The organism is Nocardia sp. NPDC055053 (genome assembly GCF_053608285.1).
This window is the reverse complement of record NZ_JBSGVD010000035.1, coordinates 23,398-35,888: the sequence shown is the minus strand read 5'-3', so window position 1 is coordinate 35,888 and position 12,491 is coordinate 23,398. Positions and strand designations below refer to the sequence as shown.

General features: G+C 71.2%; 7 protein-coding genes. 2 read left to right on the top strand and 5 right to left on the bottom strand.

What is annotated here, in order from left to right; translation table 11 throughout:
* Positions 1-18 precede the first annotated feature (18 nt).
* The 5 genes from ACWF82_RS27865 to ACWF82_RS27845 form a co-directional block, all read right to left on the bottom strand.
* Complete coding sequence (locus ACWF82_RS27865) at positions 19-363, bottom strand: hypothetical protein (protein WP_452505871.1); 345 nt, start codon at positions 361-363, stop codon at positions 19-21.
* Between the two features lie 38 nt (positions 364-401).
* Positions 402-1,841 carry an ATP-binding protein gene (locus ACWF82_RS27860; RefSeq protein ID WP_452505869.1) on the bottom strand — a complete coding sequence of 480 codons (1,440 nt, stop codon included), beginning with the start codon at positions 1,839-1,841 and terminating at the stop codon, positions 402-404.
* A 55-nt stretch (positions 1,842-1,896) separates the two neighbouring features.
* Positions 1,897-3,636, bottom strand: a complete 1,740-nt coding sequence (locus tag ACWF82_RS27855) for an NTP transferase domain-containing protein (protein WP_452505926.1) — start codon at positions 3,634-3,636, stop codon at positions 1,897-1,899.
* Positions 3,637-3,798: 162 nt separating this feature from the next.
* Entirely contained in the window at positions 3,799-4,089 is a 291-nt protein-coding gene (locus ACWF82_RS27850) for an MGMT family protein (RefSeq protein WP_452505867.1), read from the bottom strand.
* Positions 4,090-4,092: 3 nt separating this feature from the next.
* Entirely contained in the window at positions 4,093-4,884 is a 792-nt protein-coding gene (locus tag ACWF82_RS27845; RefSeq protein WP_452505865.1) for an alpha/beta hydrolase, read from the bottom strand.
* Between the two features lie 88 nt (positions 4,885-4,972).
* On the opposite strand from ACWF82_RS27845, the gene ACWF82_RS27840 reads away from it, so the two are divergent.
* Positions 4,973-8,764: an ATP-dependent helicase gene (locus ACWF82_RS27840; RefSeq protein ID WP_452505924.1), complete on the top strand. Its 3,792-nt coding sequence runs from the start codon at positions 4,973-4,975 to the stop codon at positions 8,762-8,764.
* On the top strand, positions 8,761-12,417 hold the full coding sequence (locus ACWF82_RS27835) for an ATP-dependent helicase (protein WP_452505863.1): 3,657 nt from the start codon (positions 8,761-8,763) through the stop codon (positions 12,415-12,417). Before ACWF82_RS27840 ends, ACWF82_RS27835 begins: the two co-directional genes overlap by 4 nt.
* Positions 12,418-12,491 lie beyond the last annotated feature (74 nt).

Here is a 12,491-nt window from a genome sequence, read left to right as displayed (position 1 = left end):
CTCGTCGACACACGTAGATCAGTGATGGCCGGGGCGGCGCTGTTCACGCCCATCGTCCTGGCCTGCTCGCCTGCCTTGCGAGTCGTCGCCCATCTGCTCCTGCCGCTGTTGCTGCTGCTGCCGCGGCATCTGCTTGGGCATTTTCTTAGGCGCTTTCTTAGACTTGTCAGCCATCTCCACACGGTCCTTTCCGAGGGATAGTGTTTCGCCTAACGCGCCTACGATATCCAGCAGATTTGCACTCCGGAAGAGGTGCGCGAAAAATCGCATTCCGACCAGGGAATCAGCGGCGTGTCGATATCCGCCGATAAATTCACGAACATTATTTTCCAACGCATGAATTATGAAATCGGATAGCGTCATCTGCCAGCGGCGGGTCCGTCGGCGCCCTGACCGCGAACTCAGGTCGCCCGCCAGGCCTCGACCAGTTCGTCTGGGCCCCACGAGCTTGCGATGGGGGCGTCGTCGGTGATTCCGGAACGGGATACCGCGACCAGCGGTGTGTCGAGGGTTGTGCCGGGGATGGCGAGAACGGCGCGGGTGAGGGCGTCGTAGTCGTGGCGGTCGAACGGATGGTTTTCGAGCCATTTGATCGAGCCGACGAAATGCACGGCTTTCGCGACAGGGGAGCGGTCGGTGCCGATGAGGTCGATCTCGGGGTTGTTGGTGCGATTCCACCAGCCGCCGATTTCTTCAGTGTCCGGCCAGGTTTGGTTGGGGATCAGGCGGAGGAGGGAAGCGCGGATCAAGGGTTCGGCCGCTCGGCCACGCCACGATGTCCAGGACCGTTCGATGCGGGACAGGGCGAGGTCGCCGCGGCCGCGTTCGACGAGGGGGATGCCGCGTTCCAGGAAGGCCAGCCAGAAGTGCAGGTAGGAGTCGGTGATTCGGTAGCGCTTGTTCTTGGTGTCGGCGATGGTCGACAGGGGGAGGTCGGCGGCCACTATTCGTTTGTCCTGCAAGGTTTTCAGCAACGGGTTGAGAGTGCCCGCGGGTAGTGCGCCGGTGGATCCCGCCTGTGCGGCGATGGCGCCGAAAGTGCGTTCGCCGCTGCCGATTGCCCGCAGGACCGCGCGGGAGCGAGTGCCCTCCGGGAATTCGCCGAGTAGGGACAGCTCGCCGGCGACAAGGAGTGGCGACAGCGGGTCCGCGGTGGCTTCGCGGAGGAAGTCGAGCCGATCCATGCCCGGGCGCCACGAGGCCAGAATCTGCGGGAAGCCGCCGGTGATGAGGCGGGCGTCGATCGCGCTGGCTGCGTCGAGGCCGGTCATTGTCTGCACGTCTGCCACGTCGAGCGGGTCGACGGTCATTTTGGTGGCACGGCCGAAGAACGGGCGGTCGCGGGCGCCCAGCGCTTCCATGACCGAGATGTCGCTGCCGACCAGGATCAGCAGCACGGGCTTGCGGGACAGATCGCGGTCCCACACCGTCTGCAGCGCGCCTTCGAACTCGCGGTCCTGTTCGACCAGCCACGGGACTTCGTCGATGACCGCTATCGACGGGCGATCGTCAGGTGCCGCGATGGCGAGGGTCCGCAACGCCTGGTTCCAGTCGGCAGCGGGGATCCCGCGGACCATTGCCGCGCCGGCGGAGTCGACGCGGCTCGCGGTCTCGACGAAGTCGGCGCGCTCGGCGGCGGGATTTCGACCGCGTGTCGCCTGGAACACGCTGTATGGCGTGCCTGAGCGATCGCAGAATTCCTGCACAAGGCGTGATTTGCCGACCCGGCGCCGTCCGGTGACTATCACCGCGCGACCGGGCGTGCCTGCTTCGCCGTCGGCGACCGAGGCGAGTTGACCGGTGAGGAGGTGGAGGTCATGGGCTCGGCCGATGAACTCCATGTCTGCACCTAACTAAGATGTCATCTTACTAAGATTGAATCTTAGTTTAGTGCACTCAGTGCGGCAGCGGGAGGAACTCGACGAGGGTGCCGTCGGTGGCTTCCGGGGGAACGATGACGAGGCCGTCGCGGTCGATCAGGCCGGCGAGGTGGGCGGTGCGGACGGAGGCGTCGCCGGTGTAGCCGCCTTCGGGGGCGTGGCGGGCCGGGGTGATTCGCTGGATGGGGCCTGCGATTTCGGCGGCGTTGTGCAGGGGGCCGCGGAGGGAGCGGGGAGGGGGTGCTGAGGTGCGGCCCGCGACTATCGAGGGGGTGAGGGCCAGGAGGACGGCTATGGCGGCGAAGGGGTTGCCGGGGAGGCCGAGAATGGTCGGGCCGGTGGGGAGTTCGGCTACGACGGTGGAACCGCCTGGGCGCATGGACAATCGCGGGACCACGATGCGGGCTTCGGCGCGGGCGATCGCGGTGCGTAGTTGATCGGCTGCGCCGCCGCCGGTGGCACCGACGACGACCAGGAGGTCGAAACCCGCTGTGGCGGTCAGCATTTCGTCGAAGCCGTGGGCGGTGTCGCGGAGGTGGACGCGGTCGAGGACGTGGACGCCGAGGCCGGCGAGGATGTCGGGGAGTACCGGGCCGATGGAATCGCGGGTCTGGCCGGTTTGCAGGGGGCCGGTGCTGCGGATCTCGTCGCCGGTCATCACGATGCGGGCGCGGACCGGGCCGCGGACCAGGCCGGAGGTGACCTCTACCGAGGCGGCCGCGGAGCGGAGTGCGGTGGTGACCCTGGTGCCCGCGGGGGCGAGGAGGTCGCCGGCCATCTGGTCCTCGCCGCGCCGGCGGATGTCGCCGCGGAGCGGGGTGCCGGGGCGGCGGGCGAGTTCGTCGCCGGTGATCGCGGTGAACTCGTCGCGCAGGACCGAGGTGGTGCCGTCGGGAACGTGGGCGCCGGTGGCGATCCGGACGGCCTCGCCGGGCAGCAAGCCGACCGGTCTGGCCCCGCCGGCGAAACCGATGTCGCGGCGCAGCTGCCAGGGACCCTCGCCGCACACGGCGTAGCCGTCCATCGCGGACACGTCGAAGCGGGGTAGCGCGCCCGCGGCGATGATCGGCGCGGCGAGCGCGGCGCCGCCGACCTCGTCCAGGTGGGCCTCGTAGGCGACCAGCGGGGTCAGGTCGGTGACGAGGCGCGCTCGGGCTTCGGTGAGGTCGAGCCGGGTCGTCGTGGCGGCCAGCGTCTCGCGGGCGCTGCGGACCTCTTCCTCGGTGTCGCAGTCGCCGGTGCCCGGCAGTTCGACGGAGGTCGTCTCGGTGGGCACGATCGCCTTCATCGGCTGGTTCACCAGGGAATCGAGCCCGGTCAGCGCGGCCGCGAGGGCGGTGCGCCGCCAGACACCGACGAGATACTGGGGACGTCCGGAACCGTCGATCGCGAAGACCGCGTCGGTGGTGGATTCGGCTGCCCTGCGCAGCAATTCGCGCACGGTGTCGGCGGTGAGGAACGGCATGTCCGCGGCGAGCACCACGATCCACGGCGCCGGATCGGGACCGAGTGCGCTCAGGCCGGTGCCGATCGCCGCGACCGGACCCGAACCCGGCGGCACCTCACGGACCTGCTGAATCCGGGCAGCCAGCTCCGGCCGATGCGGCCCGACCACCACGATCCCGCCGCACTCGCGCACCGAGTCCAGCGCCGCGTCGAGCATCGACCGGCCGCCGATCACGATCGCGGGCTTGTCGACCCCGCCCATCCGGCTGGCCCGCCCGCCCGCGAGCACGATCGCGTCGGCGGCGGTCATCGGCTGGTTCGGCATAGGAGTATCGGCACAAATTTCATGCTAGCGGGGTGTGACGTCAATGCTCGAGCGCCGGCGGCCGAGTTCGGCGTACCAGGTTGATGGTGGAGCGCGGACGGGCCTGCGCCTTGGCAGTCGGATCCGGTGGTGTGCCGGGACCGAGCATCACAGCCGCGCCGTGCGAAGGTCTATCCGGCCGTCGACTATCGGCACTCCTTCCTCGGCGAGCAGTCGCAGCTGGCGGGCGGCCAGGTGGGCGGCGGGGCGACCGGAGGCGCCGATGACCCGGTGCCACGGGAGATCGGCGGAATCGGTGCGCATGATCCAGCCGACGGTGCGGGCGGAGGACAGGCCGGCGGCATGGGCGATATCGCCGTAGGTGGCGACGCGGCCGGGCGGGATCGCGGCGACCAGCGCGCGGACCCGTTCGACCTGTTCCTCCGTGGTGGCCGCCATCGCCTACAGGGCCGCGGCGATCAGGGCGGCGGCGTCGGCGGGTCGCGCCTGGGCGACCATGTGATCGCAGTCCCAGACTTCGACGGTGAGCCGGTCGCCGAGGTGGGCCGACAGCGCGGCGAGGAACTCGCCGGTGACGTACGGCGGCTGCACCTTCGCCGCCCGCACGAGCACGGTCGGCAGGTCGGCGGGTGGCAGCACGAACGGTCGCGCCAGCTGACCCCAGTAGGAGGTGATCGCCGGCTGGAAGATCCGCCAGCCGACCCGGCCGCCCTCGGTGGGCACCAGGTGCTCGGCCAGCTCGCGCTCCAGGACCGCCGGGTCGACCTCGCCGGGACTCCAGGCGCTGTGCTGCTTGTCCGACCTGGCCTCGGCGATGTCGGTGTAGTCGGGGGAGGCGAGGTTGGCGAGCGCGACCTGTTCGATCATCTTGGGGTCGATGCCGATCGCGGGATCGAGCAGGACCAGCGCGCGCACCAGCTCGGGATGGCGCCGGGCGAGGTGGATGCCCGCCGCGCCGCCGAAGGAGTGTCCGGCCACGACGACCGGGCCGTCGGTCTCGGCGCGCAGCAGCGTGGCGAGGTCGTCGACGATCGTCTCGAAATCCCACGGCGGGAGCGAGCTGGATCGGCCGTGTCCGCGCAGGTCGGGGGCGATGACCCGGGCCTGGGGGAGGTGCTCGGTGGCGAGGGTTTCCCAACGGTTGCCGTGGCCGGTGAGACCGTGCAGGGCGAGGACGACGGTGCCGTCGGCGGGGCCGAAACGGTGCACATGAAGCGAGGACACGACAGCCATTCTGGCCGGTCGCGCACGCTCGCGCAGCGTGTCTGTCCGGCAGGGGAGTGCTGGCGTGTCGTACTGGTCTGTTGCAATAGCCGACGTGGTGCGATCGGATAGCTCGGTGCGACTCGTGCGCCGGACGACGCGGGCGCCCCGGCCGCGGGTCTGGGGCGCCGCTGTTCGCGCGCTGTTCGCCGAGCAAGCCCAGCCCGCGCCGCCGCGTCCGGGCTGGTTGCCGTGGCAGGTCCTCGGCGGGCCGGGCACCGGGAAGACCGCCCTGCTCGTCGACCTGGTGACCGCGCGGATCACCGACGGCGCCGACCCCGCATCGATCCTGGTCCTGACCCACACCAAGCAGGCCGCCGCCGCGCTGCGCGACGCGATCACCACCCAGCTCGGTCCGCACGCCGGTGGCATTCCCGGCGCGAGCAGGGAACCGATGGTGCGGACGCTGCACTCCTACGCGTTCTCGGTGCTGCGCCGCCACGCCGACCTGCACGGCAATCCGCCGCCCCGGTTGCTCACCGGCGCCGAACAGGACGCGGTGCTGCGCGAGATGCTGCGCGGTGACCTCGACGACATCGACGCGGGCGCGCGTGGTCTGTGGCCGCCGCGGCTGCAACCCGCGCTGGCGCTGGGTGGGTTCGCCGAACAACTCCGCGACCTGATGTTGCGGGCCACCGAACGCGGGCTCGGCCCCGAAGACCTGATGGCGCTGGGACGCGAACACGACAACGACGCCTGGGTGGCGGCGGGCCGGTTCTTCCAGCGCTATGAAGAGGCGTCGATGCTGCGCTGGTCGGTCGGTGTCGCGGCGCCGGAGGCGACAGCGCCCGCCCTCGACGCGGCCGAGCTGGTCGGGGCGGCGCTCGACGCGCTGGCCGGTGACCGGAACCTGCTGGCCGCCGAACGTGACCGGACCCGCTCTCTGCTCGTCGACGACGCCCAGCATCTCGACCCGCAGGCCGCGACCCTGGTGCGCGCCATCGGCAGTGGTAGTGCGAGCACGGTGATCACGGGTGACCCGGATCAGAGTGTGTTCACCTTCCGCGGTGCCGATTCGCGCTTCCTGGTCGATATCGACACGGTGCCGCAGCGGCGAATCATCCTGCGCCACAACCATCGCAGTGGTGCGCCGATCCGCCTCGCGACCGCTCGGATCGCGGCGCGGTTGCCGGGTAGCGCGCGTCATCGGGTGCTGCCGGGACAGGAGACGCAACCACCGAAATCTGGTGTGCCCGCCGATCCTGTTGGTGTGGAAGAGGATTCGGACATCGGCAGCGGTTTGCCGGAGCCGGTGCTCGGTGGATCCGGGAACTCCGGCGGTGCGGGGTACGGCGGGTCGGTGGGGTCCGGTGAGTTGGGCGCGCTCGACGACCTTGGACCAGACGAGGAGGTCGACGAATCGAGTGTGCGGGTTCGGGTGCTGTCGACCGCGGCCAAGGAGGCGGCGCTCATCGCCGACCATCTGCGGCGGGCGCACCTGACCGACGGGGTTCCGTGGTCGTCGATGGCGGTCATCGTGCGATCGGTGCCGCTGTCGCTCGCACCGTTGCGGCGGGCGCTGCTGGCGGCGGGTGTGCCGGTGCGCAGGCCGGCGGTGGCCGAGCCGCTCGCGCGCAGGCGCGGTGCGGCGTGGATGGTGCTGGCGCTGCGGGTACTGCTGGCGGGTGATCCGTCGCGGCCGGGGTCGCGGCGGGCGATCGATGCCATGTTCTCGCCGGAAGACGCGATGGATCTGCTGGCCGGACCGCTCGGTGGCGCCGACCAGATCGCGCTGCGGCGGTTGCGTCGCGGTGTCCGGCGCACGGTCCTCGACCTGGAACGCACCGGGGCGCTGGCCGCCGCCGACCCGTACGCCGACGCCGACCAATTCCTGCTGTGGGGCGAGGCGCCGCCACCGCCGCCGGAACTGCTCGAGCCGGAACCGGATCCGATCGATGAATGGTTGCCGCCGGAGCCCGACCCCGAGGACCCGCTGCGCCCGGAACCCGAACCGGACTGGGACATCGCCGATCGGCTCCCCGACGACATCGACATCCTCGACGCCGAAACCCTGCCTGCCGCACCGCCGGTCGACATGGGTCCACCACGCCCGGAACCGGAACCGCCCGCGGTACCGCTGATCGACCAGTCCTCGGCCGAAGTGCTGCGCGACCTGATCGTCGGCATCGGCGAGGAACGGCTGCTCGACGGGCTCACCGAGGTGGAGGCGGCGCCGCTGCAACGCGTGCTGCGCGCCGTGCGCAAGGCCAGGGAGACCCAGGCCAGGGGACAGGGTCTCGAAGACGTGCTGTGGACCCTGTGGACCAGCTCGCGGCTGGAACGGCGCTGGTTCCGCCAGTCCCGCCGGGGTGGTGCCGCGGGCATGCAGGCCGACCGCGACCTCGACGCGGCCGTCGAATTGTTCGACGCCGCAGCGGCTTACGTCGACCGGCTGCCCAAGGCCAGCATCGAAGGCTTCGTCGAATATCTTCTGCACCAGCAGATTCCGCAGCAGGGCAGGCCGCTGACCGCCGAAGGTGAAGCGGTGTCGCTGCTCAGCGCGCACGCCGCGGCCGGGCGGGAATGGGATGTGGTGGCCGTCGCCGCTGTGCAGGAGGGCATCTGGCCCAACCCGCGCGCCAGGGGCACTCTGCTGCACACCGAGGACCTCGTCGACCTGGTCGCCGGGCTTGATCCCGGTGCGACGACGAGCCGGGCCGCGCCGATCCTCGCCGAGGAACGCAGGCTGCTGCTCGTCGCGTGTAGCAGAGCGCGGCGATCGCTGCTGGTCACCGCCGTCGAATCCGCCGCAGGAGACCAGGATCTCGTGCCGTCGCGGTTCCTCATCGAACTGCTCGGCGACGAGGACACCGGCGAACCCGGCGCGCTGCCCGTCGCCGATCCCGGTCGCGCGCTGGTGATGCACGCCCTCGTCGCCGAATTGCGGGGCGTGGTCTGCGATCCCACCACCGCACCCGACCGGCGCGACCGGGCCGCGCATCAACTGGCCAGGCTCGCCGACGCCGGTGTCCCCGGCACCGACCCCGGCGACTGGTACGGCACCGCCGAACTCAGCTCCGACCGGGAACTGTGGGACGACGACGACTCCCCGATCGGGCTGTCCCCGTCGACGGTCGAACTGCTGCGCACCTGTCCGCTGCGCTGGGCGCTGGAACGCCACGGCGGCACCGACGGCGACAACCCGCACGCCGTCAAGGGCAACCTCGTGCACACGCTGGTGCAGGCGCTGGCTGGTGAGGTGCCGGAGGCGCAGGTCCGCGCGGCGCTCGACCAGGCGTGGAAGACCGTCGACCCGGCCACCGGCTGGCACTCCCGGCAGGAACTGCGCCGCACCGAGGCGATGCTGGAGACCTTCCTCGCCTGGGTGCGCACCACCCGCGGCGAACTCACCCAGGCCGGGGTGGAGGTGCCGGTGGACTGCGTGCTGCCCGCGCGGGCGGACGACGAACGCGCCGTGCGGATCCGCGGCCGCATCGACCGGCTGGAACGCGATGCGCAGGGCCGGTTCGTGATCGTCGACGTGAAGACCGGTAAGACACCGGTCAGCGCGAAGGCTGTCGCCGATCATGCCCAGCTGGCCACCTATCAGGTGGCCGCCGCCCACGGCGCGCTCGACGAGGAGGAGTCCGACGGGTCGCCCGTCGCCGATCCCGGTGGCGCGCGGCTGGTCTATGTCGCCAAGCCGCACAACAAGACCGGCGCCACCGAACGCGCCCAGACCGCGCTGGACGCCGAAGGTCTCGGGACCTGGCGCGACACGATCCACGACGCCGCAGCCGCCACGCGCGGGCCCGGATACCTGGCCGTGCGCAACGACGGGTGCAGGCACTGTCCGGTCGCGGGCAGTTGCCCGGTGCAGGACACCGGACGGCAGGTGACCGACGAGTGAGCGGCGTGCGCGTCACCCCGCAACGGCTGGCCGACGCGCTCGGCCTGCCGCCACCGACCGCCGAACAGGCGGCCGTCATCGCCGCGCCGCCGGGACCGACGCTGGTGGTGGCGGGCGCCGGCGCGGGCAAGACCGAGACGATGGCCGCGCGCGTGGTGTGGATGGTGGCCAATCAGCTGGTCGCGCCCGACGAGGTACTCGGACTCACCTTCACCCGAAAAGCCGCCCAGCAGCTGACTTCCCGCATCCGCACCCGGCTCGCGCGGCTGGCGGGCGCGCCGCTGGTACGCGAGATCGACCCGACCGGTGCGCTGCGCACGCTGATCTCCGGCGCCGAACCCGAGATCAGCACCTATCACTCGTACGCCGGCAGACTGCTCACCGCGCACGGCCTGCTGCTGCCGGTGGAGCCGTCGGCCGCGCTGCTCACCCAGACCCAGCTGTGGCAGCTCGCGCACGAGGTGGTGCGGTCCTGGGACGGTGATCTCGACACCGACCGCACGCCGGTATCGGTGACCGAGGCGGTCCTCGCGCTGTCCGGGCAGCTCGCCGAACATCTGGTGGAACCGGAACAGCTGGCCGAGGCACACGCCGAGCTGGAGAAGCTGGTCTACACGCTGCCCGCCGGGCCGCGACAGCGCGGCGGGCCGAGCAAGGCACTGACCGCGCTGGTGGACGCGCAACGGGAGCGGGTGGCGCTGCTACCGCTGGTCCGCCAGCTCGCCGAAGCGCTGAACCGGCGTGGCGCACTCGATTTCGGCTCCCAGATGTCCCTGGCGGCGCAGCTGGCGGTCGACCACCCGGAGGTCGCCGCCGCCGAACGCGCGCGATTCAAACTGGTCCTGCTCGACGAATACCAGGACACCGGCCACGCCCAGCGAGTGCTGCTGTCGGCCTTGTTCGGCAATGCCGAGGCCGTGCGCCAGGGTCGGCCACGCCCGGTGCGCGTGCGTGGCCGTGTGCCTACCGCCCAGACGTCGGACGCCGACATGTTGTGGGGCCCACAGGATCACCTCGACCCGGCGGGATCTGACCAGCTCACCGGAGCGCGCGGCGACGACCGGGATGGAGGGCGCGCCCACGGTGCTGTCGACGGCGACTTCAGCCGTGCAGACGAAGGCGGCGCGGCAGGGCGCGGGGAAGGCACGGTCGCGGATGAGCAGTCCCACGGCCACAAGAACACGGCGTCGGGCGGTGACACCCTCGCCGTGACCGCGGTCGGTGACCCGATGCAGTCGATCTACGGCTGGCGTGGTGCCTCGGCAGCCAACCTCCCGCGCTTCGCGACCGATTTCCCCACTGCACCAGGGGTTCCCGCGCCGATCCTGCCGCTGCTGACCAGCTGGCGGAACCCGCCGGAAGCGCTGGCGCTGGCGAACCTGGTCGCCGATCCGCTGCGGCTGCGGGCCAAGGCCGCGGGTGGGGCGACGGTCGACGCGCTGCGGGCCAAACCGGAGGCGCATCCGGGGACTGTGGAGCTGGCGCTCACCGAAACCGTTGCCCAGGAACGTGACTGGATCGCCGAGCGGATCGCGCAGGAATGGGCGATGGCGCGGGAAGCCGAGCAGCCACCACCGACCTCGGCGGTGCTGATCCGGCGCAATGCCGACGCCGCACCGATCGCGGAGGCCTTGCGTGAACAAGGTCTCCCGGTCGAAATCGTCGGCCTCGGTGGGCTGCTGGCGACACCCGAGGTCGCCGATATCGTCGCCACCCTGCGGCTGATCGCCGAACCCGGCACCGGCAGCGCCGCGATCCGCATTCTCACCGGTGCGCGCTGGCGGCTCGGCGTCGCCGACCTGGCCGCGCTGGCCCGGCGTGCGCGGATGCTGTCGATCGGCAGCCTGTCCGGCGACGCGTCCACCGCCATCACCGACGCCGCCGGACTGGCGACGGCATTGCGTGAGGTCGCACCGGAACCCACCGAACAGGCGGGACTGGCCGACGCCATCGCCGATCCCGGTGCGCCGGACCAGTATTCGGAGGCTGGATTCGCACGCGTCCTCGCGCTGGGCGAAGAGCTGGCCGCATTGCGTGAACGCAGCGGTCAGCCGCTGGTCGAGCTCGTCGCCGATGTCGAACGCACCATCGGCGTCGGCGTGGAAACCCAGGCCAGACGCGCCATCGCAGGCGGTGGTGCCGGTCGCGAGCACCTCGACGCGTTCGCCGAGGTGGTGGCCGGATACGCGGCGGACTCGCGGGCGTCGCTGAGTGGCCTGCTGGCCTTCTTCACCGCCGCCGAATCGGTCGAAAACGGTTTGGAGCCAGGGGAAGTGGAGGTCGCGCGCGATCGCGTGCAGGTACTCACCGTGCATGCGGCCAAGGGCTTGGAGTGGGAGGTCGTCGCGGTGCCGCACGTGAGCGCGTCGGTGTTCCCGTCGACGACCGCGCTGAGCACCTGGCTCGGCGCGCTCACCGAACTGCCCACCTCCCTGCGCGGCGACCGCGCCCAGCCCGACGCGTCCGAGGGCGTGCCGGTCCTCGACCTGAGCCGGGTGGGGGATCGGGCCGAACTCGAGCACGCCATCGCCGATCACAAGGAGGCGCTCAAGAGCCGCCGACTCGACGAGGAACGACGGCTGTTCTATGTCGCGCTCACGAGAACGGAACGGGTACTGCTGGTTTCGTCCTACTACTGGCCCGAAACCGGCACCGCACAGAAGGGACCGTCGGAGTTCCTGATCGAGCTCAAGCAGGCCAATGAGGACCCGGACAGCGCGGCCTTCGGCGTCGCCACCATCGCCCGCTGGGACGACCAGCCGCCGCCCGACGCCGTCAACCCGTTCGCCGACAATCCACCCACCGCCCACTGGCCGCGCGACCCACTCGGCGGCCGCCGCGACCCGATCGAACAGGGCGCCGCGCTCGTCCGCGAGGCACTCGAACAGTTGCGTTCGGGCCCAGCCGATCCCGAGGCGGACGAGGAGGACGACCCGGAGGGCTGGGCCACCGACGTCGATGCCCTGCTCGCCGAATTCACCGCCGCCGAACTCGCCGAACAACAGGTGGAGCTGCCCGGCCAGCTGCCCGCCACCGCGCTCGTCGAACTGCGCGCCGACCCCACCCGGCTGGCGGCCCGCCTGCGCCGCCCACTGCCCTACCCGCCGAACCCGATGGCACGGCGCGGCACCGCCTTTCACGCCTGGGTGCAGTCCTGGTTCGGCACCGAACAGCTGCTCGGCCTCGACGAACTGCCCGGGGCCGCCGACAGCACGACCCAACTGGGCCGCGCCGACCAGGAACTCGCCGCCATGCAGGCCGCGTTCCGCCGGTCGCCGTGGGCGCACCGCAACCCCATGGACGTCGAGGTGCCGTTCGAGACCAGCATCGCAGGCACCGTCATTCGCGGCAGGATGGACGCCGTGTTCGCCGAACCCGGCGGTCGCTGGGTGGTGGTCGACTGGAAGACCGGCGCCGAACCCGGCCCCGCCGACGAAGCCGCCGTCGCCGTGCAGCTGGCCGTCTACCGCCTCGCCTGGGCGCGGCTGATGGCCGCCCGCACCGGTGCCACCGAGGACCAGATGCTCCAACGAGTCGGCGCGGCATTCCATTACGTCCGTTCCGGCCGCACCATCGCCCCCGCCGACCTCGCGGGTCCGCAGGAGCTCGAGCAGCTCATCCGCGACGCCGCTCCGGCCCCGGATGTCGAATGAGCCCGGCGCGCGGGAACACAGTAGGCTCCGGGTTTGTGCCGGAGCCTGACGAAATCGGTGCCGGGCCGAGCGAA